The organism is Pontibacter sp. GD13 (genome assembly GCF_058216355.1).
This window is the reverse complement of sequence record NZ_JBYZMQ010000001.1, coordinates 520,098-547,096: the sequence shown is the minus strand read 5'-3', so window position 1 is coordinate 547,096 and position 26,999 is coordinate 520,098. Positions and strand designations below refer to the sequence as shown.

The window sequence follows — 26,999 nt, the reverse complement described above, 5'->3', positions numbered from 1 at the left end:
GTAAGTTTATATGCTTACTGCGAAACAAGGCAAGCTGTTACAGAGGCCAGAACAAAGGCACGCATAACATGATGACCAGAATCAGCAGAACAGTTAGGGGAGAGCCGATCTTAATAAAATCCATGAAGTGGTATTTGCCCGGGCTGTAAACCAGGATACAGGCAGGCTCAAAAGGCGTGATCAGCGAAACAGAGGCGGCCAGCATGATGGCAATGGCATAAGCCCTGGGATCTGCATGCAGTTCGGCTGCGGTGCGCAAAGCGACAGGCACCACCACCAGGGCCGCCGCCGCATTTGACATGGGCTGTGTAAGCAGCACGGTTAAAATAACAAATCCCCCCAACACCGCCAGCTTTCCGTAGGCCCCCATCATTTCTACAATTCCCAGCGCCAGAAACTCCGCCGCCCCCGAGTTTTCCATAGCGGTTCCAAAGGCCGTCATGCCCCCGATCAGCACCAGCAACCGCCAGTCGATGGCACCATAGGCCTTGTCGGTGCTGATGCATCGGAAAAGAATGCTCAGGACGGCAGCCAGCAGGAAAGCAATGGACAGTGGGAGTATGTTGAGTGTGCCTAAAACGATGGCTGCCACAAAACACGTGATCACGATAATGCCCTTGCGCTTTTTAAACAGCACGGGCTGAAACTCGTCGAGCAGGGCCACATGGTTAGATTGCCTCAGCTGTTCCAGGCGCTGGGCAGAGCCTTGCACCAGCAACAGGTCGCCGAGCTGCAGCATGATGCTCCCGATCTTGCTCCGAAGCGTTTCCCCGTGCCGGGATACGGCCAGCACTACCAGCCCGTATCGGCGCAAAAACTCGACCTCTTTTATGGTTTGCCCGATCAAATTGGAGTTCCGGATAACAAGCAGCTCCGCCAGACGGATATTTTCAGAAACCAGGTCTTTTGAAAGGATGGCGTCGGCCATGATTTGAATTCCTTTGGTCTCTTTTACCTTGATCAGGTTGTCCAGGTCTCCTTCTACCAGCAGGATGTCGTTTGAACGGATGCGGGTGCGGAAGTCCGGCAAGAAGTTGTCCTTGCCCCGGATGATATTGAGCATCCTGAAATTGAGCGAAGTGAGATCCGAGGCAAAAACCAGCTGGCCGATCAAAGGGGAGTCAGGTTGGATCACGATCTCTGTCAGGTATTTCTGCAGTTTGTACTCCTCCGCCAATTGTTGGTCGTTGTGGTCGGGTAACAGCCGCTGGCCCACGGTCATCATATACAAAATACCCACTATAAATATGATCACCCCAATACCCGATATCTCAAAAAGACCAATGGGGGCCAGGCCGGATTTAGCGATGTAGCCGCTTACCGCTACGTTAGTGGATGTGCCGATCAAAGTGCAGGTCCCACCAAGTATGGAGGCAAAGGCCAGGGGCATCAATATTTTGGAGGTGCTTTGGTTAATGCGTTTCGATAAGCCTACCAGGGGCGTCACAAACATGGCGGTCACGGTGGTGTTGTTCATAAAAGCCGACACAATTCCAGTGGACATCATGACGGTGAACAGCATCAGGCCTTTGCTCTTGTTTGCGAGCCTGACAAGCCGGATAACCACGAAATCAAGGATGCCTGTTTCCTGCAGGGCGGCGCCAAGTATGAAAATGGAGGCGATGATGATGATAAAATCGCTGCTGAAACCGGCAAAAGCCTCCGTAGCAGAAATAATGCGCGTGCTGGCCAATATGATCAGCATGATAAGCGTCACGATCTCAATAGAGAGCGCCTCGGTGGCAAACAGAACCACCGCAACCACAAGCAAGGTTAGCACCAGGGCTATTTCCATAAAGGCTTTTGAGAATATGGCTATACTTTAAGCACAAATTGCAACCTGCATCCTGAAGCGGATGGCACATCCATGGCATCGGGAGCTAAAGCCATTTCCTGTGTAGCGTCCGAGTGCTACAAAATTCAGGAAATAGGCTGGCTTGTTCAGTATAGTTTCGGCATTTACGTACCGTAACCGAAAAAGTGGCTACCTGCTACAGATATTTTAATTAATTCTCTATTTGCCAGCCACTTCCGCCACTGCTTGTAGGATAATGGCGCAGGCTTCCTGAATCTGCTCTTCTGTAATGGTAAGCGGGGGAGCAATACGCATGGAGTTATCGCAGAAAAGGAACCAGTCGGTGAGTACGCCCTTCAGAATGGCCCGGTCAATCACCGCCTTCAAAATTTCAAACGACTCGAACTCGGCGGCCATCATCAAACCGCAGTTCCGGATGCCTTTGATGCGCGGGTGCACCAATAGCTTTTTGAACAGGTCGGCTTTTGGTTGCACCCCTTTTAGTAGTTCCTCGTCCTGAATAACCTGGAGCGTAGCCAGGGAGGCAGCGCAGGAAACGGGGTGGCCGCCGAAGGTAGTCAGGTGGCCAAGGATAGGGTCATTTTTAAATACCGCCATCATCTCCTGCGGCGCTATAAAGGCGCCTATGGGCATACCACCGCCCATGCCCTTGGCGCAAAGCAGGATGTCGGGCTCGATGCCGAACTGCTCAAAGGCCCAGAAAGTACCCGTTCTGCCAAAGCCGCACTGAATCTCATCAAGTATAAGCATAGCGCCTACCTCTGTGCAGCGTGTGCGCAGGTGCTGCAGATAATCGTTTTGGGCCACTCTTACACCGGCTTCACCCTGCACCGTTTCTACGATCACCGCGGCTGTGCGGGTGGTGATCGACTGCAGGTCGGGCAGGGAGTTGAAGTGAATTTGCCGCACATCGGGTAACAGGGGGCGGTAGGCGTTCTTAAAGCTCTCGCTGCCGTTCACGGATAAAGCACCCTGCGTGGAGCCGTGGTAGGCGTTGCGGCAGGAGATGAGTTCGGTGCGGCCCGTGTAGCGCTTGGCCAGTTTCAGGGCACCTTCTACAGCCTCGGTTCCGGAGTTAAGAAAGTATACATTGTTGAGCCTGGCAGGTAATGTGCGGCATATAGCCTCTGCCAGCCGTGCCTGCGGCGCCTGCACAAACTCGCCGTACACCATCAGGTGCAGGTACTTATCCAGCTGCTCCTGTATGGCCCCGATCACTTTGGGGTGCCGGTGGCCCACGTTGCTAACCCCGATGCCTGAGATCAGGTCGAGGTAGCGCTGCCCCTCCGTGCCGTACATATAAACCCCCTCAGCTTTCTCCACCTCAATCATCAGCGGGAAATCAGATGTCTGCGCCTGGTGCTTCAGAAACAATTGCCTCATCGAAATCATAGGGCAAAGGTAGCTAATTCTGCAAGATTTTACGGTGGCCGGCACTGCCTGCCCCTGATTTCAAGTTTGAAGATATTTCGATATAATAAATTAGCTATATACTAGTTATAATGTTTTGTCAGTGTATATTTATACTTTGGATTGTAAAAATTAATATATTCTTGATACACGAATAGCTTTCTATGAAACAAATTTTATTGCTGATTGTGCTGTTTTGCAGCACAAGTGTCTTATTTGCCCAGCAGAAGTATACCATCAGCGGGTATGTGCGGGAGAAAGGAAGCGGTGAATCGTTGATCGGGGTGAGCGTTTACCAGCCGGGCACAACCATCAGCACCAACACCAATACCTACGGTTTTTACTCCCTCACGCTACCGGCCTCCGATTCCATTACCCTGGCCTTTGGGTACCTGGGCTTTAAGCCGGAATTCAGGAAATTTGCGCTGCGCCAGCATGTAGAGCTGAACATAGACCTAAAGTCAGAAGCTACCCTGAAAGAAGTGGAAGTGGTGGCAAACCGCGTAGAAAAGGTGAGCCAGGCCGTGGAGATGAGCAAAATCGAAGTGCCTGTGTCGCAGATCAAGAATATACCGATGCTGCTCGGCGAGAAGGATGTGATGAAAGTGCTGCAGCTGATGCCGGGTGTGCAAAAGGGCAGCGAGGGAAACAGCGGCATTTACGTGCGCGGCGGCGGACCCGACCAGAACCTGATCATCCTGGATGATGCCACGGTGTACAATGCCTCGCACCTGTTCGGGTTCTTCTCGCTTTTTAACGGCGATGCGCTAAAAAGTGTGGAACTGACCAAAGGCGGCTTCCCGGCGCGCTACGGGGGGCGCTTGTCCTCGGTGATTGACCTGAACATGAAGGAGGGAAATAAGGAGGAAGTGCATGGCGAGGGCGGCATTGGCCTGATCTCTTCCAGGCTGATGCTGGAGGGGCCGCTAAGCAAAGGGAAGTCCTCGTTCCTGATCAGTGGCCGGCGCACGTATGCCGATATCCTGGCCCGGCCTTTTATGAACGTGGATGGCAAAGCCGGGTATTATTTCTACGACCTGAACACAAAGGTAAACTATGACTTTGGCCGAACCAACAAACTGTACCTGAGCGGTTACTTTGGCCGCGACAAGTTCTACTACCGCAATAAATACGACGGCACGGAATCGAATGGCGGCATTTACTGGGGCAATGCCACCGGAACCCTGCGCTGGAACCACCTTTTTAATGAGCAGGTGTTTGCCAACACGTCGCTGATTTTTAGCAGGTACCGGTTCAACATTGAACTGGAAGAAAAGGGCAAAGAGAAGGATGACAGGTACAAGCTGAATTACTTTTCCGGCATCAATGATATGGCTTTAAAGTATGACGTGGATTACCTGCCTAACCCGCAGCATGCTATTCGGTCTGGCTTCCAGAGTACGTTCCATCGGTTTAACCCGAGCGCGCTGGTGGTGAAAGGAAATGGGGAGGAAGGCATAGACCGGAACGTGAAGGCAGAGGATGGCCTGGAGTCGGCGGTGTATGTAGAGGACACGTACAAGCCCACGCCTGCCCTCAAAATAAATGCGGGCCTGCGCTTAAGCCACTTTGCCGCCGGCGAAAAAAGTTACTTCATGCCTGAGCCACGCCTCTCGGTTGCCTACAACCTGAAGGACGATCTGTCCGTGAAAGCCTCCTATGCCCGCATGAACCAGTACGTGCACCTGATCAGCAACACTGGCATAGGCCTGCCCACTGACCTTTGGGTGCCTACCACCGACCGGCTTGCCCCCCAGAAGTCGCAGCAGGTGGCCTTGGGTGTGGCCAAAGATTTCCTGACCAAAGACCTGGCCCTGACTGTGGAGGGCTATTACAAGAAATCGGATAATATTATCGGCTATAAAGAAGGCGCCAGCTTCCTGATCATCGATGACCCGGAATCGGCGGAAGAGGTGAACTGGGAAGATAACATTACCGCAGGCCAGGGCTGGTCGTATGGCGTGGAGGTGCTCTTGCAGAAGAAAGTAGGCCGTTTCTCTGGCTGGGCGGGCTATACCTTGTCCTGGACGCAGCTGCAGTTCGACTCGCTCAACTTTGGCAGAAAATTCTATGCCCGCTACGACCGCCGCCACGATATTTCGTTAGTGGGCATCTATAAGCTCAGCGACAGGATCACGCTCTCGGGCACCTGGGTATACGGCACCGGCAATGCCCTTACGATGCCGGTGGGCTCCTACACGGGCAAAACGAGCCAGCCGGCAGGCTACCAGAACGAATACAGCTACTACTATAACTACGGCTACCGGACCACCGACTACGGAGACCGCAACAGCTTCCGGATGGCCGCCTATCACCGCATGGATGCCGGTATTCAGTTCCATAAACAGAAAAAATGGGGGGAGCGCACCTGGGAGATCAGCTTCTACAACATGTACAACCGCCGAAACCCGTTCTTTTACTACATAGGCGAGGACTATAACAACGGAGAGCCGGAATCTAAATTAAAGCAAGTAACCCTTTTCCCGATCATCCCATCGGTAAGCTACGGGTTTAAGTTCTAAATGATGCCGATCAAAAAGACAAACATGAAGCGAATACTTATAATAGCACTGCTTTGGTTAAGCCTGGCAGTATCTTTTTCTGCGTGCGAGCAGGACGTGAAAAACATGGGACCTCTGGACGTCTCCTCAAAACTGGTGGTTATGTCCTTTATCTCACCCCAGGACACCCTGCTTCTGGTGCAGCTACAAAAGACGCAACCCGCTCTTGGGAAGGTGCTGACTGAGGAGCAGCTTAAAGTAACCGATGCCACAGTTACCATCACGGATGGCAGCGCCACGTTTCCCCTTACCTATAACGCTGCCCAAAACCGGTATGAGGCCAATGTAAAGACAAGGCCAATTGTGGCGGGTAAAACATACCAGCTGCAGGTTAGTGCACCCGGTGGTTTCGAGGCAAAAGCTAGGTGTACCGTACCGCAGGTAAACGGGATAGCCATCACAGAAGTGAAGTCCTCCTTCACAGCAGAAAACCAACCCTACTATTCGGGCACCATACACAAGTACCACATCACGTACAAGTGGCAGGATGCCCCGGGCGTTAAAAACTACTACCGCAGCCTGGGCTATATGGAGGAAGGTTATCTGGAGCCCGATGGGAGGGAGCGAATAACAAGAACGGTGCTTTATGGTAACTCCGAGATACGTCATTTGCAGCTGGATGACAAAGCACCCGGTGGTATACTCAGTGCCGATGAGATGAACTATTACAGATACCCGGATAACCCCTTTCCGAAGCCCCGGCGCATTCACGCCCTTCTGGTCGTATCAGACCGGCACTATTATTTGTATCACCAGGCGCTTTTCAAGCAGTCAGAAACCCATGGCAACCCCTTTGCTGAGCCAACCATTATGTATACCAACATAGAAGGGGGAGTGGGCGTTTTTGCCGCTTACAACCAGGTGGTGGCTTATAAGGAGATGTAGTAAGTTAAAGCGAAAGTAAACAGGCAGGGTCCGAATCCATTGGCTCGGGCCCTGTCTTTAGGCGGGAAGCAAATCGCAGAACCAGAAGCTTGCATCGAAAACGGGCTTCTCTTCTTTTTTAAAGCATTCCGCATCCGCATTGGTGGCAGCGCCATAGGATTTGAGCACTTTTTCGCCCAAAGTATACTCGACCGGTTTGCGGAACAGCGGTCCGTCGAACACGAAAGTATGAAATTCCCCGTTCTCCCCAGCCGGATCGACTCCAGCTGGCAAGTCGTTCATAAAGGCCTGATCCAGCACCCGGCCTACGAAAGACTCGTCCAGCAGACGCGCATTGGCACTGACCACAACGGCTTTAAAACCCAGCTCAATGAACTCCCGCACCAGTGCAGGTGTTGATTGCCCCCATAAAGGAAACACGGCCTGCATGCCCACCTGCGCCAGCTGTTTTTCGCGGTACTCACGCAGGTCCTCCAGGTTAATGTCTCCGAAAATGGCGTGCGTGATTCCCTGCTGCTGTAGCTGGCGGGTAGTGCCTTCCATCAGTTCATTATAGGCGCCCATGCTGGCGTTTTCTGGTAGCCTGAGCTGTTGCAGAGGGAGGCCTATGCTTTCGGCTTGCCGCTGCAGTAGCTCCTGCCGCACGCCGTGCATGGTTACGCGGTTGGTGGCGCTGCTCAGGGTAGTGAACAGGCGATCTACGGTGTGCGTTTGTTGCTGCAGCACCCGGTGCAGACACAGGGCCGAATCTTTGCCCCCGCTCCAATTAAAAACGCTTTTCATAGTCGGTCATACTTGGTATGGAGGCAAAAGTATAAACTAAAACTATACTTATTGCAGCTTTATGTACGGCTAGTCTGTGGTAAAAATAGCAGGTTTAAATAAATGGCCATAGCTAGTTTAGGATCTTGTTTATTGGCTGTTTTCTTAACCTATTTTTGGCTGGCATCCGTAAAAAGGAATAGCTGTTTCGGCAGTTTTTATTTAATGTTGAACATAAAGAAAGGAGTATACTATGCCACAAGGAGATAAGTCGGCGTATACCGACAAGCAGAAACGCAAAGCGGAACACATTGAGGAAGGATACGAAAAGCGTGGCGTAAGCCACAAAGAAGCCGAAAAGAGAGCTTGGGCCACTGTGAACAAACAGGATGGTGGCGGAAAGAAAAGCGGCTCCGGCAGAGCAGATCACAAGAGTGATTAAGGAAAGCTCAATTAGCCAATAAAGAGGCCAGTTGCACGCATGCAGCTGGCCTCTTTTGTATCAGGGATAATTGTTGGTGTGCGCCTCGGGGTTATCATGCTCCGGGTCAACGTTTGCTGGAAAGCCACTCATGACCCGGTTATGGGAGTAGGCGCGTTTTTTCAAGATTTTCTGTGCGGCTTGTTCGTGTTGCTCGGTCGTATTGCGACGCTTGTTCAGCGTGAACCACACCAATCCGGCGACTGCTACAGCACCGGCCACAGCCAGTATCTTGGGCGCAGAAGCATTTACGGCCGGGGGCAGCGAGATAATGCCCTGTTCATCAGTAACAGCGGGCACATGTACGTAGCGGCCCTGCTCGGGTACAGCCCTGATCCAGAACTCCTTCACCAGGTCCTCGAGTTGCCACTGCAATTCCTGCCCTTTCATTGGCAAGCCGTGTCCGGTGGCGGCCACTTCCGGGCTTAAGTTACAAAGCGTATCCACGGATCGGTGTGCGGCGCTCCAATCGGGGGTATAGTAGGCGGGTGGGCCATGCACCTCCCGTTTCTCCGTTATCACGGCAACAGCCGACTCCGCGTCGCGGGTTACAAAAGCGTCGCCGGCAAGCAGCACTTTGTCCTCTGGCCTGAAAAAAGACACATGCCCCGGGCTATGGCCTGGTGTGTACAGCCAGTGCCACCCTTCCAGGCCAGGCACAGTGCCATCCGGGGGCAAGAGCTCCAGCCTGTTTTTAATGTTGATCGGCTTTTTGGGGTACACAAAAGCCATGTATGCCATGGCGCCGCCTCCTACGCTTGCATCCGGTGGGGGATAACTGGATTTGCCCGTCAGGTACGGGAATTCCATGGGGTGCGCGTAGATGGGCACATCCCAGCTGTCTGCCAGTTCTTTTACCGATCCGGTGTGGTCAAAATGACCATGTGTCAGTAAAATCGCTTTGGGCCTGCTGCCTTCCCCAAAAATACTGTCAGCTATACTTCTGATCAGGGAGGCAAAGCCTTTCACTCCTGTGTCAACCAAAACCCACGACCCATCCGGATTCGCTACGAAATACAGATTCACGAAAACTGTTTTAAGTCCCCATACCCGGGGGGCAACCGTAAAAGTTTGTTTACAGTTGCCGAACCGATTCTTTGTTGATGCCGCCATAAGAAGTCTTTTTTAAAGATAATGATTCTTTGTCAGTTATCAGAGTACGAAGTTGCAGGAAAAGAAGCCGTCGAAAAATTTCTTAAAACCGTTAGGTTGAAGAGCTTTAACTGCTTAAACTAATTAAAAGGAGGTAGGTGTAAATAATTCTGAAACAACGGGTACTAAGGCATACTTTTTGAAGAAGCCTACATGGCGTATTTATACAAGCCGATTCATTTCCTGTTTAGAAGGAATTTTTTATCTTTCTCGAAAGTTTATGTCATATGGTTAATTTATTCGTACCACCGAGCTACATGGCTGTTTACGCAAAGTGCGTAGACGCGTCTTTGCCTGCCTTCGACCCGGAGGAGTGGGTAGAGGAAGGGAAGGTCTACTCTGTGAAGCATTTCACGGAGCCCCTTAACCAAGGCGAGGGATTTGCAATCACGATCATGGATGAGGACGGTGTGGAAATACATCCTTCGTCTTCGCACTGGAGTTTTGCCTCCAACAGGTTCGAGATGTATACCCTGCATCTGAACTAGACCAAAATCAAGAAACTTACGTTAAACTATAAAGGCTGCCTTCGGTAGCCTTTTTTAATGCAGTTGTTGGTTTGTGTAGTTTCAGTGATGATAAACGCCAAAGAATTTAATGAACTTTCTCCTTGCCTGCAGGCTGATATTGTACTCAACCAGGGCCATTATGTGCATCATCGGATAAAGAGTTGGTGTAAGATAGACCTGTACTGGTTTCATGAGTTTTATGTGGAGATATGGTTCCTCTACGACCTGAAAAGTATCGGCCTGGTGCGTGCCTTAACCAGCTACAAACAACTGGAGCCTTACCTGGAGACAATCCGGCTGCAGTTGAAAACGATTAAAAAATAAGCCCTTTTTTTAGGCCGGACAGACATAATTTATTGCCTGTTTCCGCTTTCCCTCATTCAAAATTTTTACTTTTGAGCATGAGCAGAAATCTACTTTTAATCAGCACCTCCACCACATACGGAACCGGCTACCTGGCGCACGCCGAAACCGAGGTTAGAGCACTTCTGGCCGGCAAGTCAAGTATCTTGTTTATTCCATACGCCCGGCCCGGTGGCATCTCGCATCAGGAGTATACGGCAAAAGTACAGGAGGCTTTCTCTGCCTGGGGTATCAGCGTGACAGGTATTCATGCCTGCGATGACGCTGTAAAAGCCGTACAGGAGGCGGAGGCTATCTTTATCGGGGGCGGAAATACGTTTGTACTTCTGCGCCACCTGTTTCAAAACAACCTGATTAAACCAATACAAGAGCGCGTTGAGGATGGCATGCCCTATATCGGTACCAGCGCAGGCACCAATGTGGCAGGCAACACCATTGGCACGACCAACGATATGCCCATCGTGCATGTGAAAAGCTTTGAGGCCCTACAGCTAGTTCCTTTCAACATCAACCCCCACTACCTCGACCCGATCTCGGATTCTACCCACATGGGGGAAACCCGCGAGACCCGTATCCTAGAATTTCATTGCTATAACCGCCAGCCTGTTGTGGGTTTGCGTGAGGGAAGCATGCTGCAGGTGAAAGGAGACCGGATCAGTTTACTGGGTGATTTGCCTGTGCGTATTTTCCTGCAAGGCCAAAAGCCCATGGAGTTTAAAACCGGTGATGATATCGGTTTCTTACTTGAGGCTTACTAAGCTGAAAAAACCTTCTTTTGCTGCCAGAAGAGACATGTCCCTGTGGCTATGCAAGCCTGTTTCCTTCTTTTTTCGAAATTGACCGTTTAACGCAATAGATTCAGCACTATCATAACTAACCTGAGAATATGAGAATACGCCAGTTAACATGCTGCCTCACTTTTGCATTGGCCACGATGGGAGCAACTAGTTGTACCCGCACTTCTGAACCTGAGCAAACTACAGAAATCGTGCAGACAGAACAAAATATCAGCCAGCTATTTGATAATTACTTTGAGGAGCGCCTGAAGTTATTTCCGCTGGAGGCCACCGCGATTGCCGATAACCGCTACAACGATCAGTTACCAAACGACCTGAGCCAGGCACACAGGGAGCAGGTAAGGCAACTGTATCAGAAGTACCTGGATCAAATAAACCAGGTAGATAAAAGCAGGTTGACCGACCAGGAGCAGGTTAGTTACGATATCTTTAAGTATGAGATGCAGATGGCGCTGGAAGGCCTGAAGCAACCCTCCGACATGTTGCCGCTTAATCAGTTCTGGGGTTTGCCGATCACCATGGCGCAACTAGGCTCCGGCTCCGGTAATCAGCCCTTTAAAACCCCGGAGGATTACAGCGATTTTCTGGGGCGCATAAAAGGATTTACCGTTTGGGGCGATACCGCGATAGCCAAAATGCGAAAGGGCATGGCGATGGGCGTAGTGTTGCCAAGGACGCTTACCCTGAAAGTAATGCCGCAGCTGCAGGCCATGGTCGTGTCGGACCCCAAAAAAACCATATTCTGGGCCCCGGTACAGAACCTTCCGGCCAGTTTTACAGCAGCCCAGAAAGACAGCATCCGCATGGCCTATAGCCAGGCCATCCAGCAGGAGGTGATCCCCACGTATAAAAAGCTGCACGATTTCATGCAGAACGAGTACCTGCCAAAAAGTCGTGCCACCACGGGCATCAGCGGCATAAAGGGCGGCGATGCCTATTACCGTTACCTGGTGCGTTACTGGACCACAACTGACATGACGCCGGATCAGATCTTTGAAACCGGACAGCAGGAAGTAGCCCGGATCCGGGGTGAGATGGAGAAGGTAAAGGACCAGGTTGGTTTTAAAGGCGACCTGAAGGCCTTCTTCCAGTATGTGAACGACAACCCGAAATTTACACCGTTCAAAACGCCTGAGCAGGTGCTTGCAGCTTACCAAGGTATAGAGAAACGGATGCAGCCACAGCTAAGCAAACTGTTCGGTATTACCCCCAAGGCAAAGTTCGAAGTGCGGCAGACAGAAGCTTTCAGGGCTGCCTCGGCCAGTGCCGAGTACAACCCGGCCGCCCCGGATGGCTCCCGCCCCGGCATTTTCTACGTGCCCATTCTGGATGCCACCAAGTATAACGCCGTGGGCATGGAGTCGCTGTTCCTGCACGAGGCGATCCCGGGCCACCATTACCAGATTTCCATTCAGCAGGAGCAGGAGGGGCTGCCCAGGTTCAGGCAGTATGCCTGGTATGGCGCTTTTGGCGAAGGCTGGGCGCTCTACTCGGAGAGCCTGGGCAAAGAGCTAGGGCTGTACACAGACCCTTACCAATACTTTGGCCGCTTAAGCGATGAAATGCACCGCGCCATCCGGTTGGTGGTGGATGTGGGCATGCACACCAAAGGCTGGACGCGCGAGCAGGCCATTCAGTATTCACTGGATAATGAGCTGACAAGCGAGGAGGCTGCCGTGGCTGAGATTGAACGCTACATGGCCATACCCGGGCAGGCGCTTAGCTACAAGATCGGGGAACTGAAGATCAGGCAACTGCGGCAGCGTGCTGAGCAGGAGCTGGGAGATAAGTTCAGCATCAGCGCTTTCCACGACCAGATTTTAAAGGGTGGTGTAATGCCACTGGCCGTGCTCGAAAAGAAAATGGATGCCTGGATTGCGGCCCAGAAAAAAGGATGAACCAAATACCCGGCACATGAAAAGAGGCACTCCGATAAAGGTAGTGCCTCTTCTTTTCACTATTAGCCAAATAGATTATTTTGTTGCTCTTCTGTTGTCCAGCCTTCTGAGCAAGAGTTTTGTAAAATCGCGTTCTGCCCGATATAGTTGGATAAGCTGCTTGGCAGAGATCATTTTCTGGTACCTGCTTGCGTACTCCTTTTCGAGGACCAGCTCCTTTTCTTTGGTATCGAACATCTCCTCTATCCGCGCCTTGGCCTCCTGCTCCGTCAGTTCATCCAGGTTTCTGCGGTAGCCGCCACGGTAATTCCGCATCAGTTCGCGGCGCCTGTTCTCATACTCGTTGTAAACAGGCCAGAATTTCTGAGCTTGTTCGGGCGTAAGTTCAATTTTATCGGTGATGTAGGCGATTTTGGCCGCCTCCACGTTTTCGTGGCGTTCCTGGGCAACTACGGCGGAACTGCTCAGGGCAAGCACGCCGAAAATCAAAAGTATAAGAAATCGTTTCATGGGTGAATTAGTAGTCTATGTCTTTGATGTGGTAGTACTCAAGTTCTTCTTCGGCGGTGGTTGGGCTGATGTTGAGAAACTCGGCTGTGAATTCCTTATCGGACACCACACTGAATTCCGTAAAATCAGTGCTTTCCAGGTCCTCGCTGTTGTTCAGGTAATCAACAATTTCCTGTTCCGCCAACGATCCCAGTGCATACTGCTGCTTTTGTACCGGTTGTTGTATATTAAAGAAGTAAACCCCCGCAATTAGTAAGAATAAAAGCACCGGGGCAAAGGCCAACCGAAACGGACGAGCCAGCCAGAACTGGGTTGGTTTGTCGGCGGCGGCTGTTTTCGCCATAACTCTTGTCGGCAACTGGTCAAAGTAATTTTCAGGCACCTGAAACACGTTGTGTCTGTCGTGGTCTTCCAGCTTAAATTCGTTCTTCATTTTATCCATCACTATTCGTTAGATGCAGATGAGCGGGTATAGTTTAATCCTGCTTCACAAATTCCTCTATTTTTTTTGCTGCCAGGTGATAGGATGCCTTCAGAGCCCCCACTGAGGTGCCCAGTATCTCAGATATCTCCTCATACTTCATGTCATCGTAATAGCGCATGTTAAACACCAGGCGCTGTTTGTCGGGCAGCCGGAGCAGGGCCTTCTGTAGTTTCAGCTGTATCTCATCGCCCGAGATGTCGGGGGAGGAGTTTACTTTTTCGATCAGCTCGGCGGCCACGTCGTGTATCGGCAAGAAGAACCTTTTCTTCTTGTTGGTTAAAAAGGTAAGGCACTCGTTGGTGGCGATGCGGTAGATCCAGGTGTAGAGTTGGGCATCTTTGCGGAAATTCTCCAGGTTTTTCCACACTTTCACAAAAACTTCCTGCGTCAGGTCATCGGCATCTTCATGGTCTATCACCATCTTACGGATGTGCCAATATATCTTTTGCTGGTACTTCCGGACAAGCTGGTTAAAGGCCAGGTTTCGGCTCTCGGGCAGGGCGAATTTCTCTAAAAGCTCTTTGTCTTCCAATGGCGGTAACCTGTAAACGGGGTAAGATCAAAAAAATAAGCTGTGCTGATTACCAGCACAGCTTATGTCACTATCTGTTTACTGATATTTAATGCTTTCGCTTTATTACACGTTCTGCAGCGGCTACAATGTCATGCTCCGTCAGGCCGTATTTCTCCATCAGTTCCTCGGGCGTGCCAGACTCACCGAAGGTATCGTCGGTGGCCACGTACTCCTGTGGGGCCGGGTAATGCTTCACCAGAACCTGGGCGATGCTGTCGCCAAGCCCACCGTAGCGATTGTGCTCTTCAGCAGAAACCACACATCCCGTCTTCCGCACCGAAGCTAAGACTGCCGCCTCGTCTAAAGGTTTAATAGTGTGGATATTTATAATCTCAGCCGAGATGCCTTTGTCTGCCAACAGGTGGCCGGCCAGTATCGCTTTCCAAACCAGGTGGCCCGTGGCAATAATGGTCACATCGGTTCCTTCGTTCAGCATCACGGCTTTGCCTATCTCAAATTTCTGGTCGGCGGGGGTAAAGTTCGGTATAACCGGGCGGCCAAAACGCAGGTACACCGGGCCTTCGTAATCGGCAATGGCCAGGGTGGCGGCTTTCGTCTGGTTGTAATCACATGGGTTGATCACCGTCATGTGCGGCAGCATCTTCATCATGCCGATGTCTTCCAGAATCTGGTGTGTGGCCCCGTCCTCGCCCAGTGTAAGGCCGGCGTGGGAAGCGCATATTTTTACGTTCTTACCAGAGTAGGCTATCGACTGGCGAATCTGGTCGTACACACGGCCCGTGGAGAAGTTGGCAAACGTTCCTGTAAAAGGAATTTTCCCCCCGATGGTCATGCCGGCGGCAAGGCCCATCATGTTGGCTTCTGCTATGCCCACCTGGAAGAAACGCTCCGGGAAATCCTTCTTGAAAGCGTCCATTTTAAGCGAACCGGTCAGGTCGGCGCAAAGGGCTACCACCTCCGGATTGCTTTTGCCTAGCTCATGCAGCCCGGCACCAAAACCTGAACGTGTGTCTTTTTTCTCTGAATATGTGTACTCTTTCATCTGTGTGTTTTGTTTCTATAAGGTCTTTTATTAACGAGTGAGGTGTTTGTTGTCCTCCCGATTTTACTTATCTGTTAAAAATCCGCACCGCCGTAGTGGCTCCGGAACGGATGGTGAAATCCTGCACATCGGTAAACTTACTGGCCTGCGCCGATTTCATGCGGTACACCAGCCGGTACTTGCCCGGCTGTAAGGCCAGGGTGGTTTTGCTGTAGTCTTCGGGCAGGTTATAGATCCATTGTTGCCTGCCCCCTTCGTCGAGCTCGTAAATGCTGCCATAGCCCTGCATTTGCGAGGGGATGGTCAGCTGCCCCGGTGGCGGGATGGTGATCGTTTTGGTCTGGCCCTGCTTTATTTCTACCCCTTTCAGCACAATGCGCGGCAGTGTCAGGATCTCCAGGTCGTACCTGCCGGTAATGTACTTATGCCTGTTGCCGAAAGGCTGCACATTTAAAGTTTGCGGCGAACCCTGTTCGCGCACAAGGGCCACCAGCTGCCCGTAGGGCGAGGGTCCGTCCTGGCGCAGGTGCAGTTCTCCCTGTGGCGTTTTTACCCGGATCACGTTATGCTTCCCTGGTTTTATCTTCAGGTTAGGCTCTATCACAACCGGGGTGGTGTTTACCACCAGGTCATACGGAATCAGCGCGTCCACGTCCAGCATGTCTGCTTTACCCTGCCCGTTCTTATAGTGCACGTAGTTGTACTCGGTGCCCCCGGTCAGGGAGTTCAAAAAGGTCATGTTCACGTTCGTCTCTACGGGCCTTCCCTGTTCATCCAGCAGCTCTACGCTAACGGTGGTCTCGCTCAGGGTCTGCGTCACGATCTCGGTCAGCACGTTCTCAAAGGTCTTTACGTCGGCGGCGTTAAAGTACTGCCCTATGCAGCTCAGCTGCTGCTCATACTCGGGTGCTATGCCAATGCCGATAATAAAGGGCCGCAGGAAGATGCGTTTCTTTTGCAAGGCCAGCGACACAGCACAGGGGTCTCCGTTACAGGACTCCAACCCATCCGTGATCAGAATGATCACGTTCCTGGATTTGGAGTCCGGAAAGTCGCCGGCAGCCTGCAGCAACGAGTAGGTAATGGGCGTGTTGCCCCGCGGCTCAATCTGCCCCAGCTTTTTCTTAATGGCCCCACTGTTGTTATCGGCAGCAAAGGAAACTTCCAGCTTGGTGTCTTTGCAGTCGTTGCGCTCGCGCGCTGACTGATGCCCGTACACCCGTAGTGCCACTTCCACATTGTCGTAGCGTTCCAGGGAGTCTACCAGGTGAGCCAGCAGGTTCTTGGCCACGCTCATCCTGTCGCTGTTCTCCCATTTGGCCAGCATGCTGCCCGAGGCATCGAGCAGGAACAGGATACGGGTTTTAGGCAACTGTTTTTTTTGTTGCCCCATAGCTGTTCCGGCTGCTGCCAACAGCAGCAAAACAAGAAGAACTGACCGGAGTCTTTGTGCCATGCAGCGGGTGCTATGCCTGATAACCTGTGTATCTTCTAATAATCGGCGGCCTCCTTCACGGCCAGTTGTTGCAAGGCTACCTGCAGCTGCTCATCGTTCGGAGCCACGCCGTGCCATTTGTGCGAGCCCATCATAAAGTCCACGCCATAGCCCATCTCGGTGTTCATCAGGATCATGATCGGTTTGCCGTGGCCCGTTGCTTTTTTGGCGGTGTCCAGGGTGTTCAGCAACAGCCCGAAATCATTGCCTTCGGTTTCCAGCACATGCCAGCCGAACGCTTCGAACTTGGCGCGCAGGTCGCCCAGGCCCATGATCTCGTTGGTGGAGCCGTCAATCTGCTGGCCGTTCCTGTCTATGGTGGCAATCAGGTTATCTACTTTGTGGTGGGCGGCATACATGGTGGCTTCCCAAACCTGGCCTTCCTCCACTTCGCCATCGCCCATCAGCACATACACCAGGCTGTTATCCTGGTTTAGCTTTTTGGTTTGCGCGGCGCCAATGGCTGCCGACAAGCCCTGGCCCAGCGAGCCGGAGGCAATGCGGATGCCCTCCAGCCCTTCTTCTGTGGCCGGATGCCCCTGTAACCTGGAGTTAAGCTTGCGGAATGTGGCTAGTTCAGCCACCTCAAAGAAGCCGGCACGCGCCAGAGTGCTGTACCAAACTGGTGAGATGTGCCCGTTTGAAAGAAAGAACAGGTCCTCGCCCTTGCCGTCCATACTGAAGTCGGTGCTGTAGTTCATCACGCGGAAGTACAGCGACACAAAATAATCGGTGCAGCCCAGCGAGCCGCCCGGGTGGCCGGAGTTGACGGCATGCACCATGCGAACAATGTCTCTGCGTACCTGTGCGGCAATTTCTTTCAGCTCGTCGATGCTTTTGTTGTGTGGATTCACTTTTGTAAATTATGGATTGTAAGATATAATGACTTTAAAGGCTGTTCAGTCCTCAAGATGTAAAATAGCCCTGTAATTTCCTATCAGGATGCGGCTTGGAGCAACCCGATAGCCCTCAAATATACGAAAAACGCAGCTGCCTATCCGGACAGCTGCATTTTTCGTTATTTCAATACCTGTTCAGCGTGCTCTTTGGTTTTTACTTTGGTGATGATGTCCTGTAGCAAACCGTTTTCGTCGATCACAAAAGTATAGCGCATGGTGCCCATATACTTCCGGCCATACATCGATTTCTCTTGCCACACGCCGTACTGCTCCACTATTTTCTTGTCTGTGTCGGCTAGCAGCGTAAAAGGCAGCTCATACTTGCCGATGAATTTCTGGTGCGATTGCTCACTGTCGGTGCTTACCCCGATTACTTCGTAACCTTCTTTTTTAAGGTTGCTATAATTGTCGCGGAGGTTGCAAGCCTGGGCCGTGCAGCCGCTGGTGTCGTCTTTTGGGTAGAAGTACAGAATCACTTTCTTGCCCCGGAAGTCGCTCAACTTAACCGCATTCCCGTTTTGATCTTTTCCTTCAAATTCCGGAGCCTGGTCGCCGATGTTCAGTTCCATATATTTTTGATCTCGTGACTACTTGATGAAAGACAAAGAACTTGTTGCCTGGTACTAAATCCAGGCCTTTCTCCTTTGTCAAACAATGCTGTGTTGCTATTAAATGTTGGTCGTATAAGTGGCTTCGTTGCCAGCGTTGTCCTTCACCTTCAAAACCACTTCACCGGACAAAGGTACACTTTTATCCAATTTTTCAGAGTATATCATGGCTGCTTTATGCTCATACTTCATCAGCAGCCACTCGCCGTTCAGGTAGGCGTTAAATGAGTTGATGCCCGACAAATCGTCGCCGATCCGGAAGCGGATCTGATCTTTGCTTTTGCTCAGTAGCTTGATGGAGGGTGGCTTGCTGTCTTCCATCACCTTAAACTTACCCATGTTGCGGGTAGTGAAAGTAATGCTGTTGCCTTCCCATTTGCCCCCTTCAAAGCCACGCCCGCGGCCTGTACCTAAAAAGTATACCGCAGCCTTCGACTTGTCTTTTACCCGTGTGGAAGGCGTTATAGTTACTTTCAGGGCTTTGTGCAATGGCGTAAAGTAGTCGCCGATGGTGTATACGTCACCCTCCAGTGCTGTTTTCAGGTAAAGTGTGTCGTAGAGCGACTCTTTGTCGAAAAGCACCTGCATGTTTTTGTTAGAGAATGCAAAATCCCTGGCTGGCGGTATCATCAGCTCCATGCCAAAGTTGCTGGAAGCCCCGCAGAAATGCATGGAGTCCGGTATGCCGGCCCGCAAATCGTAAAGGCTGACAGAGGTTGAGTTTTGCACATAGCTCGGTACCAGTGTAAGGGCCTTGTTGCCTACATACAGCGTGATATTCTGGGGGGTGCTGCTGGAATCGGCGGCGCTTATTTTCAGAACGTTTCCGATGATCTCGTGCTCCAGGCTTGGCTTTATCGTTGATTTTGAAAGCGTGTGGGTAAATGCTGGTTTTTGGCCTTTTACTACAAAGTTAAGCGTGGAGGCATTGTTGTAGGAGTCGCGGGCCACCAGTATTACCTGGTAAACAGAATCAGGGTATACTTTTAAACGGCCCTGTTGGCCCCCACTTGCTTTGTAAAGCGGCAGGTCGTTGCCGTAATCCACGAAGGCCTTTTGAAACGACCGGCCCTGACGTTTGTAAATGTTATAGTTAATATGCTGCGATACCTGGCGCGAGAGTTCGAAGGGCACCTGGTCGATGTAATGGCTGTACATTTGTTTGCCGTTCACGAACAGCGTTATTTCCTGAGTGCCGTTTTTATTGGCGGCCCCGTCAAGCCTGTCAATCGTTTGTACCTCCAGCCCGATCAGGCCATTTGCAAAAACGGTATCCGCTAAAGCAATAGCGTTGCCTTTTTGGGTGGTGCGGTACTCGGCGCGGTCAAACGCGTTCTTTGCCCGTGCGTTAATGTTTAGGGGTGTCACGCCCAGGGTGTATATTTCAGGGGGCGTGGTGTCCAGCACCTCGCCAAACTTATACTGCAGCGGGTTGTAGAGGTGGTCTTGCTCATCTCTGATCTCAAAGTGGAGGTGGGGGCCGCCCGAGCCCCCTGTGTTACCCGAGTAGCCGATCACCTCGCCGCGTTTCACCGGAAACCTGCCGGCCTCCGGGAAAAGCTCCAGCTCAAAGGTCTTTTTCTCATACTGCCGTTGGCGCACAAAGTCCGCCAACGGTTTCTCATACTCCCGCAGGTGCGCATACGTGGTAACCAGTCCGTTTGGGTGCGTTACAAAGATAATGTTGCCATATCCGTAAGTTGATTGCTTTACCCTGGAAATATACCCATCCGCGGCTGCATGCACCGGCAGCCCTTCCCGCTGGTCTGTTTTAATATCCACGCCCCCATGAAAGTGGTTAGAGCGTATCTCTCCCATGGAACCTGACAAGTAGTTGCGCTCCCCGGGTTTGATCGGGAACAGGAAGTAACCCTGGGGCACCGTCACTTTTTTAGGTGCCGCACCCGTTGCGGAGGCAGGCTCCGGACCCAACTGCGCGAAGGCCTGGAAAGCGGTGCATATCGTCAGGGCGGCAAGCACCACCTGTTTTTTACTTAACTTCGAAATCCAATAATTTTTTATCTTCAACATACCCTTCTAATCTATCTCCTATCTTAACGGGGCCAACACCCGCAGGCGTTCCCGTAAAAATAATATCTCCTTTTTTTAGTGTGATAAAGCGCGACATATACGCGATGATGTCCTCAAACGAATGCAGCATCATCTTTGAATTGCCCTGCTGTTTTGTCTCGCCGTTTACCTCCAGCTTAAAATTGATGTTCTGCAGGTTTGGGAACTGGTCGAGGGGCAGAAACTCAGAAACGGGGGCAGAGCCATTGAATCCTTTGGCCAGGGTCCAGGGCAAGCCTTTCTCCTTGGCTTTGGTCTGGAGGTCCCGGGCTGTGAAGTCGATGCCCAAACCGAGGGCGTCGTAATACCTGGGGGCAAATTTCTTTTCGATGTTTTTTCCTTCCCGGCTGATGCGCAAAATAAGTTCTGCCTCGTAGTGCACATCATTTGTATAATCCGGGTAATAGAACGGCTCGTTGTGGCGCAGCACAGCGGTGTCAGGCTTAAAGAAAATGACGGGCGCATCGGGCACCTCGTTTTCTAATTCGGCAATGTGCTCAGCATAGTTTCTTCCTATAGCTAAAATCTTCATGTAAGGGTGCGTTAGGTTTTCCGTAACTCAAAAATAGGGCTTTAAAGATTGCGACGCAGCGAAAGGCCACAAAATAATTAAAGGGTGTGCATGGCGGCCCCGTTTCAGGTGTCGTACTCCTGTTTATGATAACCCTTAACCGTATTTATTATTGTGTGCGCAACTTCTGAACATTTTGTAGACCGGAAGACGTATAACTGAAAAATTTGTTTTGCACTTTGTTTAGCATCCGTCCTGAGATCATTAAAAATAGAAGGAGGGTAAATATAGTGATAAGTAAATTTTCAAATGTGTTACACGTGGTTTCTGGTAAATTGGTTCAAAATTTGAAATGCTTTTTACAGGACCAATAAAACTTAAAAAGATGTACAAGAGAATAATTACTTTTTCGCTGGCAGTCACGCTCCTCGTAGGGTGTACTACAGTGCCCATTACAGGGCGCCGACAGCTGAACCTGGTTTCCGATGCGGAAATGCAGGCCATGAGTTACGATGCCTATGACCAGTTCCTGAAGGAGCACAAACTCTCCCGGAACGCCCAGTCAACTGCCATGGTGAAACGCGCCGGACAGCGCATCCAGAACGCCGTGGAGCAGTATATGGCTGTCAACGGACTACAGAATGAATTAGATGGTTTCAGGTGGGAGTTTAACCTGATACAGGATGACCAGGTGAATGCCTTTGCGATGGCTGGCGGTAAAACCGTAGTGTACGAGGGTATTTTGCCGGTTGCTCAAAACGAAACAGGCCTTGCCGTTGTGATGGGGCATGAGATTGCCCACGCGATTGCTAAGCATGGTAACGAGCGCATGAGCCAGGCACTGGCACAGCAGTTCGGTGGCCAGACGCTTTCTGCCCTGGCGGGTACTCAACCCGGCACAGCCACGAACCTGTTGATGGCCGCTTATGGCGTAGGATCGCAGTTGGGAATGTTGAAGTATGGCCGTAACCAGGAGTCGGAGGCCGATCGCTTAGGGCTTATTTTTATGGCCATGGCCGGTTACGACCCCAGAGAGGCGATTCCTTTCTGGCAGCGTATGGAGGCTAAAGGAGGCGCTGCCCCACCTGAGTTCCTTTCAACGCACCCAAGTGCAGGTACGCGTCAGGCTGACCTAAAGAAGCACCTGCCGGAGGCACTTAAATATTATAAGAAATAACCAGATCCCCTGTATGCACCTTCACACCCTTACCCGCTATTGGCGCGTTGTTTTTTACCTGTGTTTTTTGATAGCGCTACTGGCGGCATCTGCCTGTACCAGGCGAGAGGCTTTTCCGGAAGAGAGTGACGAGCCGACGGAAACAATTGAAGGGCAGGCGGCACCCAGAAAGTATGATGGCGTGTTGCTGGCCCAGGTAGTGGAAGACAGTGTGCACTATATTGTGGAGAAGGAAGCTTTGCTGCAGCCTTTTATCCGCGAGTTCGGTGATGGCACGGTGGTAGACAAAGTGATGATCCGGAAGGTGCAGGAAGTGAAGGAAGACACCGCTGCTTATTACCTGGTAGGCCTGGGCATACGAAACGGCTCTTTCCGCTCGATGGCACTGGAACTGGACATCGCCTCCGATAACAGCTTATACCTGAGTAGTCTTGGGTCCAAGCACATGTGCCTGGCCTCCATTGGCTGCAGTTTCTGTTACTTTACCTACTCCGGTAACAAAATAACGGGCTGTGAGTGCGCATCCAAATCGGCAGAAAATACGTGTGTGCACAAAGTCGCGCCAAGCAATGGCTTGCTTCGGAACACCCGTGTAGGATCGGCCAGGTAAAATTTCAGAAATCATTTAAATAGAGCGGGGCTGTCAGATGTGGCAGCCCCGCTCTTTTTATTTAGGATAGCTGTACGTTGCGCAGTCGTATGCGTGTCAGTACCTTTTTGGTGTGCAGTGGAAAGTCGCCTTTCATCATCCAGTCGTAATAGCTGGGTTCTTTCTGCAGTACATCCGCAACGGATACATTTTTATACTTCCCAAAGTTAAATACTTCCTGCCCTGTGTTGTTGTACACGATGCGGCCAGAAAGGTCAGCTGTTTTCTGTACCGTGAACTTGTGGAGTTGCTCCATGTCGTTCTGCACCGGAAACTCTTCCACTCCCTCCGAAACCTCGTAGGGGGTTTGTTGGTAGCGGTCCAGTTGTGCCATCAGAATATGGTAGGTGGCTACGGTGTCGGCTTCGGCACTGTGTGCGTTCTCCAACGATTGGTTACAATAGTACTTGTAGGCCGCCGACAGGGTGCGCTTTTCCATCTGGTGGAAAATGCGGCAAACGTCCACCACATTACGGTTCTCAATGTCAAAGTCGATGTCGCAGCGCAGGAACTCCTCTGCCAGCAAGGGTATGTCGAAGCGCAGCAGGTTGTACCCCCCCAGGTCGCAGCCCTTCAGGAACTGTTCCAGGTCGCGGGCCACTTGCTTAAAAGGGGGACAATCCTTCACATCCTCGTCATAAATCCTATGGATCAGGCTCGACTCCAGGGGAATGGGAATGGTTGGGTTGATCTTGCGCGTCTTCAGGATCTCCTCTCCGTCCGGCATGATTTTCAGGACACTGATCTCCACGATCCTGTCTTTGGAGATGTCAGTACCGGTGGTCTCCAGGTCGAAGAACACCATGGGGCGCTTTAAGTTTAGCTTCATAGCCAAAAAGTATAAATGGTTAAAGAACCGCTTTTTTTAGCGCCTCCAGGTCAATGTTGTTGTAAGTGCCTGAGCTCATGAGCAGCAGGTTGGCATTTTGCCAGTCGCGGCTCGTTAAATGGTTTTGCAGGGCCTCGGAATCGGTAAAAACCTTAACTGCAGGATTTCGGAAGGCTTGTTTCAGTTCCTCCTCCGTCAGCATTTCCATGCGCTTGTGGGCGACTGTTTGCGGGCTGAAGTAAACGATGGCTTCATCGGCCTTGTCTAGGGCGCCGGCGTACTGGGGCAGGAAATCCTTGTTCAGGCTACTGAAGGTATGCAGCTCTACCACGGCTACCAGCTCGCGCTGCGGGAACTGTTCCTTAACGGCTTCGGTGGTAGCCTTTACCTTGGAGGGGGCATGTGCAAAATCCCGGAAAAGTACGGAATGACCCGACTCACCGATTTTCTCCAGGCGCTTGGCGGCCCCTTTGAAAGTTGTGAGCGCCGCATAAAAATCATGTGCCTTAACGCCTATCTTCTTGCACACCTCCTTGGCTGCGCTGATGTTGCGCAGGTTATGCTCGCCGAACAGCTGTATGGCAATGTCGCCATCCTTCTTGGTGTGCAGTATGGTTTTGCCGTTCTTAATGCTGTGCTCGTGCACCCCGTAACCGATGTAGGCTATATCAGCCGGGTTACGCGGAACAGCCACCAGCTGCACCTGCTCATCGTCTTTGTTGTAGATTAGGGAACCTGCCTTTGGCGTCATCTCGGCAAAAATGCGGAACTGCTCGCGGTATATGTCCGGGTTGGGGAATACGTTGATATGATCCCAGCTGATGCCGCTGATTACCCCGATGTGGTGGTTGTACAAGTGGAACTTAGGGATGCGTTTGATCGGGTCGGAAAGGTACTCGTCTCCTTCGATAATGATGATCGGGGCGTTGTCCGTGAGCTTTACCATGCGGTCAAAGCCCTCGAGCTGAGCGCCCACGGCATAATCGAATTTACGGCCCAGGTGCTGCAGCACGTGCATGATGATGGAGGTGATGGAGGTTTTGCCGTGGCTGCCTCCAATCACGATGCGCTGCTTGTCTTTGCTCTGCTCGTAGATGAACTCCGGGAAAGAGTAGATCGGGAGCTGCAGTTCCTGCGCGCGTTTCAGCTCGGGGTTGTCGGCGCGCGCGTGCATGCCTAGTATAACCGCATCAGGCTTTGCATCCAGCTTTTCCGGGTGCCACCCTTCCTGGGCAGGGAGTATGCCGGCAGCGGCCAGGCGACTTTTGGCCGGTTCATAGATCTCATCGTCCGAGCCCGTCACTTTCAGGCCTTTGTCGTGCAGGGCCAGTGCCAGGTTGTGCATGATGCTCCCTCCAACGGCAATCAGATGTATGTGCTGTATTTCCTTCTTCTCCATAATGCAGGCAATATGATGTCAAGCTGGCAAAGTTAGAAGTCCTTGCCTAAATAAAAATAGCTATACACTAATATGTGGATACTTTGTGGATATCTTGTGGATTATTAACACACTTGTAAAGATTACATCTACGGCTTATCTGTTAAATTTGTGCTTATGGAGGAGATGAAAATGAATGTGCGGCCTGCGGGCAACCGCAACGGGTGGCAGAAAAAAGCGCCTGTTGTATCGGAGCTGGGCAAAAAACCGCCGCAGGCACTGGATTTGGAGGAGGCCGTGCTAGGCGCTCTGATGCTGGAGAAGGATGCCCTGACCACAGTGATTGATATTCTGCGTCCGCAGAGCTTTTACAAAGAGGCGCACCAACGAATTTTTAAAGCCATCCTGGGACTATTCGATAAATCGGAGCCCATTGATATTTTAACGGTTACGCATGAGCTGCGGGAGCAGGGGGAGCTGGAGCTGGCAGGCGGCGCCTACTATGTTACGCAATTGACTACCCGCGTAAACTCGGCCGCCAACATAGAGTACCATGCCCGTATCATAACGGAGAACTCGATCAAGCGCGACCTGATCTCCATCTCTTCCGAGGTGCTGTCCAGCGCTTTTGAAGATACTACTGACGTTTTTGAGTTACTCGACAGGACAGAGGCGAAGCTATACGAAGTATCGGAATCCAACATCCGGAAAAACTTTGATGACATGCGCTCGCTCATGCACCAGGCCATAAAGGAACTGGAGGAGAAGCGCAAGCAGGCCGATGGCCTGACCGGTGTGCCTAGCGGCCTGATCGCCCTTGACCGGGTGACATCGGGCTGGCAGAAGTCAGATCTGGTTATCCTGGCGGCACGTCCGGCCATGGGTAAGACCGCCTTTGTGCTTTCGTGCATGCGCAACGCAGCCGTGGACTTTAACAAGGGCGTTGCAATCTTCTCACTTGAGATGTCGTCGTTGCAGCTGGTGAATCGTTTGATCTCTTCGGAGGCTGAACTGGATTCAGAAAAGATCAAGAAAGGGAGCCTGGAGGACTACGAGTGGGCACAGCTCAACCATAAAATAGCGAAGCTCACAGAGGCGCCTATCTTTATAGATGATACCCCCGGCCTCTCCATCCGGGAACTGCGTACCAAGTGCCGCCGCCTGAAAGCGCAGTACGATATTCAGATGATCATTATTGACTACCTGCAGCTGATGAGCGGAAACGCGGAAGGCAAAGGTGGCGGTAACCGCGAGCAGGAGATTGCCTCCATCTCGCGTGCCATGAAAATGCTTGCAAAAGAACTGAACGTGCCCGTTATCGCCCTGTCGCAGTTAAGCCGTGCCGTGGAAACCCGCGGGGGCGACAAACGGCCGCAACTCTCTGACCTTCGTGAATCCGGTTCCATTGAGCAGGATGCGGACATGGTACTTTTCCTGTATCGCCCGGAATACTACGGTATCACCGAGGATGAGATGGGCAACCCAACCGCAGGTGTGGGTGAGGTGATCATTGCCAAGCACCGTAACGGATCTTTAGAAAACGTGCAATTGAAATTTATCGGTAAATACACTAAATTCACGAACCTAGACGGGGATTACGGTGGGGACAGCATGGGAGGCTTCAATGCCTTGCCGAACAGCACCTTCGATGCGGACGCACCGGGCTCTATCCGGTTGGGTAGCCGCATGAATGATGGCAACAGTAACAGCGGTGGTTTCCCGACCTCCAATTTCGATGAGGAACCTCCGTTTTAGAGCCAGCACAATAAGTGCACGGTGCATGCTGTTCTAATACAAATGACTTTAAAATTTCTTTTCAGCTTTAGCCAAAGCTAGATTAGCCGCTGTGTTTTGTAACCAGCGGCTTTTCTGTTTTAGGTTTAGGTTGCAAAACCGGGTTATTTGTGAAAGGATTGTCTTGCTGTATGGTTTAACGCAACATTTCGGGCGGTTTATCTGGAACGTGTTAACCTCACCCCAGCCCTCTCCTTAAAAGGAGAGGGGGCTTTTTTAGCGATGAACCAGGGTGTTTGAGAATCAGAATTATTAGCAGGGGAAATGCAAGTATGAAAATTCAGGTATAAGTTGTTTCCTTGACTAATTACGCACACACCTGCTGGTGTATATTTATGCAACGACGAAATAACCGAGCCAAAAGCACAGCCCTAACGCCCTCTC

Annotated in this window: 25 protein-coding genes; 10 read left to right on the top strand and 15 right to left on the bottom strand. The window is 51.5% G+C overall.

Features of this window, described 5'->3' with window-relative positions:
• Positions 1-37: 37 nt before the first annotated feature.
• Entirely contained in the window at positions 38-1,795 is a 1,758-nt protein-coding gene (locus AC4BAN_RS02175) for an SLC13 family permease (RefSeq protein ID WP_490562720.1), read from the bottom strand.
• A 219-nt stretch (positions 1,796-2,014) separates the two neighbouring features.
• Positions 2,015-3,205 carry an aspartate aminotransferase family protein gene (locus tag AC4BAN_RS02170; protein ID WP_490562984.1) on the bottom strand — a complete coding sequence of 397 codons (1,191 nt, stop codon included), beginning with the start codon at positions 3,203-3,205 and terminating at the stop codon, positions 2,015-2,017.
• A gap of 185 nt (positions 3,206-3,390) precedes the next feature.
• Here AC4BAN_RS02170 and AC4BAN_RS02165 point away from each other — a divergent pair, with 185 nt between their 5' ends.
• Together AC4BAN_RS02165 and AC4BAN_RS02160 are read left to right on the top strand one after the other, a co-directional pair.
• A complete protein-coding gene (locus tag AC4BAN_RS02165) occupies positions 3,391-5,748 on the top strand; it encodes a TonB-dependent receptor (protein ID WP_490562719.1) in 2,358 nt (785 codons plus the stop codon).
• A 24-nt stretch (positions 5,749-5,772) separates the two neighbouring features.
• Positions 5,773-6,672, top strand: a complete 900-nt coding sequence (locus AC4BAN_RS02160) for a DUF4249 domain-containing protein (RefSeq protein ID WP_490562718.1) — start codon at positions 5,773-5,775, stop codon at positions 6,670-6,672.
• Between the two features lie 57 nt (positions 6,673-6,729).
• Here the strand turns inward: AC4BAN_RS02160 and AC4BAN_RS02155 are convergent, their stop codons facing one another.
• The gene (locus tag AC4BAN_RS02155; RefSeq protein WP_490562717.1) at positions 6,730-7,455 is read right to left on the bottom strand and encodes a Dph6-related ATP pyrophosphatase; all 726 of its coding nucleotides are present in this window, start codon (positions 7,453-7,455) and stop codon (positions 6,730-6,732) included.
• Between the two features lie 232 nt (positions 7,456-7,687).
• On the opposite strand from AC4BAN_RS02155, the gene AC4BAN_RS02150 reads away from it, so the two are divergent.
• On the top strand, positions 7,688-7,876 hold the full coding sequence (locus AC4BAN_RS02150; protein WP_490562716.1) for a hypothetical protein: 189 nt from the start codon (positions 7,688-7,690) through the stop codon (positions 7,874-7,876).
• Between the two features lie 60 nt (positions 7,877-7,936).
• On the opposite strand, the gene AC4BAN_RS02145 is transcribed toward AC4BAN_RS02150, so the two are convergent.
• Positions 7,937-8,941 (bottom strand): MBL fold metallo-hydrolase, encoded by a 1,005-nt coding sequence (locus AC4BAN_RS02145; protein ID WP_490562715.1) that lies wholly within the window; start codon positions 8,939-8,941, stop codon positions 7,937-7,939.
• 383 nt (positions 8,942-9,324) lie between these two features.
• On the opposite strand from AC4BAN_RS02145, the gene AC4BAN_RS02140 reads away from it, so the two are divergent.
• The 4 genes from AC4BAN_RS02140 (at position 9,325) to AC4BAN_RS02125 (ending at position 12,634) form a co-directional block, all read left to right on the top strand.
• Entirely contained in the window at positions 9,325-9,555 is a 231-nt protein-coding gene (locus AC4BAN_RS02140) for a hypothetical protein (protein WP_490562714.1), read from the top strand.
• An 87-nt stretch (positions 9,556-9,642) separates the two neighbouring features.
• Positions 9,643-9,900, top strand: coding sequence for a hypothetical protein (locus AC4BAN_RS02135; RefSeq protein WP_490562713.1), 258 nt, complete (start codon positions 9,643-9,645; stop codon positions 9,898-9,900).
• A gap of 77 nt (positions 9,901-9,977) precedes the next feature.
• Entirely contained in the window at positions 9,978-10,697 is a 720-nt protein-coding gene (pepE, locus tag AC4BAN_RS02130; RefSeq protein WP_490562712.1) for a dipeptidase PepE, read from the top strand.
• A gap of 230 nt (positions 10,698-10,927) precedes the next feature.
• Positions 10,928-12,634, top strand: coding sequence for a DUF885 domain-containing protein (locus tag AC4BAN_RS02125; protein WP_490562711.1), 1,707 nt, complete (start codon positions 10,928-10,930; stop codon positions 12,632-12,634).
• Positions 12,635-12,709: 75 nt separating this feature from the next.
• Here the strand turns inward: AC4BAN_RS02125 and AC4BAN_RS02120 are convergent, their stop codons facing one another.
• The 9 genes from AC4BAN_RS02120 to AC4BAN_RS02080 all read right to left on the bottom strand — a co-directional run bounded on the left by AC4BAN_RS02120 (position 12,710) and on the right by AC4BAN_RS02080 (position 20,809).
• Positions 12,710-13,144 carry a hypothetical protein gene (locus tag AC4BAN_RS02120; RefSeq protein WP_490562991.1) on the bottom strand — a complete coding sequence of 145 codons (435 nt, stop codon included), beginning with the start codon at positions 13,142-13,144 and terminating at the stop codon, positions 12,710-12,712.
• A 7-nt stretch (positions 13,145-13,151) separates the two neighbouring features.
• Positions 13,152-13,577 carry a hypothetical protein gene (locus AC4BAN_RS02115; protein WP_490562710.1) on the bottom strand — a complete coding sequence of 142 codons (426 nt, stop codon included), beginning with the start codon at positions 13,575-13,577 and terminating at the stop codon, positions 13,152-13,154.
• A 43-nt stretch (positions 13,578-13,620) separates the two neighbouring features.
• Entirely contained in the window at positions 13,621-14,160 is a 540-nt protein-coding gene (locus AC4BAN_RS02110; RefSeq protein ID WP_490562709.1) for an RNA polymerase sigma factor, read from the bottom strand.
• Between the two features lie 88 nt (positions 14,161-14,248).
• A complete protein-coding gene (locus AC4BAN_RS02105; RefSeq protein WP_490562708.1) occupies positions 14,249-15,205 on the bottom strand; it encodes a transketolase family protein in 957 nt (318 codons plus the stop codon).
• A gap of 67 nt (positions 15,206-15,272) precedes the next feature.
• A complete protein-coding gene (locus tag AC4BAN_RS02100) occupies positions 15,273-16,661 on the bottom strand; it encodes a vWA domain-containing protein (RefSeq protein ID WP_490562707.1) in 1,389 nt (462 codons plus the stop codon).
• A 35-nt stretch (positions 16,662-16,696) separates the two neighbouring features.
• Positions 16,697-17,554, bottom strand: a complete 858-nt coding sequence (locus AC4BAN_RS02095; protein WP_490562706.1) for a transketolase — start codon at positions 17,552-17,554, stop codon at positions 16,697-16,699.
• Positions 17,555-17,718: 164 nt separating this feature from the next.
• Entirely contained in the window at positions 17,719-18,168 is a 450-nt protein-coding gene (gene bcp / locus AC4BAN_RS02090; protein ID WP_490562705.1) for a thioredoxin-dependent thiol peroxidase, read from the bottom strand.
• Positions 18,169-18,267: 99 nt separating this feature from the next.
• The gene (locus AC4BAN_RS02085) at positions 18,268-20,238 is read right to left on the bottom strand and encodes a M23 family metallopeptidase (protein WP_490562704.1); all 1,971 of its coding nucleotides are present in this window, start codon (positions 20,236-20,238) and stop codon (positions 18,268-18,270) included.
• Entirely contained in the window at positions 20,198-20,809 is a 612-nt protein-coding gene (locus tag AC4BAN_RS02080; protein WP_490562703.1) for a fumarylacetoacetate hydrolase family protein, read from the bottom strand. The genes AC4BAN_RS02085 and AC4BAN_RS02080 overlap by 41 nt, the downstream gene beginning before the upstream one ends.
• 364 nt (positions 20,810-21,173) lie before the next feature.
• Between AC4BAN_RS02080 and AC4BAN_RS02075 the strand changes: the two genes are divergently transcribed.
• Positions 21,174-21,965, top strand: coding sequence for a M48 family metallopeptidase (locus tag AC4BAN_RS02075; RefSeq protein ID WP_490562702.1), 792 nt, complete (start codon positions 21,174-21,176; stop codon positions 21,963-21,965).
• 13 nt (positions 21,966-21,978) lie between these two features.
• The gene (locus AC4BAN_RS02070; RefSeq protein ID WP_490562701.1) at positions 21,979-22,575 is read left to right on the top strand and encodes a hypothetical protein; all 597 of its coding nucleotides are present in this window, start codon (positions 21,979-21,981) and stop codon (positions 22,573-22,575) included.
• Positions 22,576-22,636: 61 nt separating this feature from the next.
• Here the strand turns inward: AC4BAN_RS02070 and AC4BAN_RS02065 are convergent, their stop codons facing one another.
• Both AC4BAN_RS02065 and AC4BAN_RS02060 read right to left on the bottom strand, forming a co-directional pair.
• Positions 22,637-23,443, bottom strand: a complete 807-nt coding sequence (locus AC4BAN_RS02065; RefSeq protein ID WP_490562700.1) for an exonuclease domain-containing protein — start codon at positions 23,441-23,443, stop codon at positions 22,637-22,639.
• A gap of 19 nt (positions 23,444-23,462) precedes the next feature.
• Positions 23,463-24,842, bottom strand: a complete 1,380-nt coding sequence (locus tag AC4BAN_RS02060; RefSeq protein WP_490562699.1) for a UDP-N-acetylmuramate--L-alanine ligase — start codon at positions 24,840-24,842, stop codon at positions 23,463-23,465.
• Positions 24,843-24,998: 156 nt separating this feature from the next.
• On the opposite strand from AC4BAN_RS02060, the gene dnaB reads away from it, so the two are divergent.
• Complete coding sequence (dnaB, locus tag AC4BAN_RS02055) at positions 24,999-26,576, top strand: replicative DNA helicase (protein ID WP_490562698.1); 1,578 nt, start codon at positions 24,999-25,001, stop codon at positions 26,574-26,576.
• Positions 26,577-26,999 lie beyond the last annotated feature (423 nt).

Bases quoted from the DNA above. Each gene is read 5' to 3' on its own strand.
- AC4BAN_RS02175 (WP_490562720.1), bottom strand. From the start codon at position 1,795: ATGGAAATAGCCCTGGTGCTAACCTTGCTTGTGGTTGCGGTGGTTCTG.
- AC4BAN_RS02165 (WP_490562719.1), top strand. From the start codon at position 3,391: ATGAAACAAATTTTATTGCTGATTGTGCTGTTTTGCAGCACAAGTGTC.
- AC4BAN_RS02160 (WP_490562718.1), top strand. From the start codon at position 5,773: ATGAAGCGAATACTTATAATAGCACTGCTTTGGTTAAGCCTGGCAGTA.
- AC4BAN_RS02155 (WP_490562717.1), bottom strand. From the start codon at position 7,455: ATGAAAAGCGTTTTTAATTGGAGCGGGGGCAAAGATTCGGCCCTGTGT.
- AC4BAN_RS02150 (WP_490562716.1), top strand. From the start codon at position 7,688: ATGCCACAAGGAGATAAGTCGGCGTATACCGACAAGCAGAAACGCAAA.
- AC4BAN_RS02140 (WP_490562714.1), top strand. From the start codon at position 9,325: ATGGCTGTTTACGCAAAGTGCGTAGACGCGTCTTTGCCTGCCTTCGAC.
- AC4BAN_RS02135 (WP_490562713.1), top strand. From the start codon at position 9,643: ATGATAAACGCCAAAGAATTTAATGAACTTTCTCCTTGCCTGCAGGCT.
- pepE (WP_490562712.1), top strand. From the start codon at position 9,978: ATGAGCAGAAATCTACTTTTAATCAGCACCTCCACCACATACGGAACC.
- AC4BAN_RS02120 (WP_490562991.1), bottom strand. From the start codon at position 13,144: ATGAAACGATTTCTTATACTTTTGATTTTCGGCGTGCTTGCCCTGAGC.
- AC4BAN_RS02115 (WP_490562710.1), bottom strand. From the start codon at position 13,577: ATGAAGAACGAATTTAAGCTGGAAGACCACGACAGACACAACGTGTTT.
- AC4BAN_RS02105 (WP_490562708.1), bottom strand. From the start codon at position 15,205: ATGAAAGAGTACACATATTCAGAGAAAAAAGACACACGTTCAGGTTTT.
- AC4BAN_RS02100 (WP_490562707.1), bottom strand. From the start codon at position 16,661: ATGGCACAAAGACTCCGGTCAGTTCTTCTTGTTTTGCTGCTGTTGGCA.
- bcp (WP_490562705.1), bottom strand. From the start codon at position 18,168: ATGGAACTGAACATCGGCGACCAGGCTCCGGAATTTGAAGGAAAAGAT.
- AC4BAN_RS02085 (WP_490562704.1), bottom strand. From the start codon at position 20,238: ATGTTGAAGATAAAAAATTATTGGATTTCGAAGTTAAGTAAAAAACAG.
- AC4BAN_RS02080 (WP_490562703.1), bottom strand. From the start codon at position 20,809: ATGAAGATTTTAGCTATAGGAAGAAACTATGCTGAGCACATTGCCGAA.
- AC4BAN_RS02075 (WP_490562702.1), top strand. From the start codon at position 21,174: ATGTACAAGAGAATAATTACTTTTTCGCTGGCAGTCACGCTCCTCGTA.
- AC4BAN_RS02070 (WP_490562701.1), top strand. From the start codon at position 21,979: ATGCACCTTCACACCCTTACCCGCTATTGGCGCGTTGTTTTTTACCTG.
- AC4BAN_RS02065 (WP_490562700.1), bottom strand. From the start codon at position 23,443: ATGAAGCTAAACTTAAAGCGCCCCATGGTGTTCTTCGACCTGGAGACC.
- AC4BAN_RS02060 (WP_490562699.1), bottom strand. From the start codon at position 24,842: ATGGAGAAGAAGGAAATACAGCACATACATCTGATTGCCGTTGGAGGG.
- dnaB (WP_490562698.1), top strand. From the start codon at position 24,999: ATGGAGGAGATGAAAATGAATGTGCGGCCTGCGGGCAACCGCAACGGG.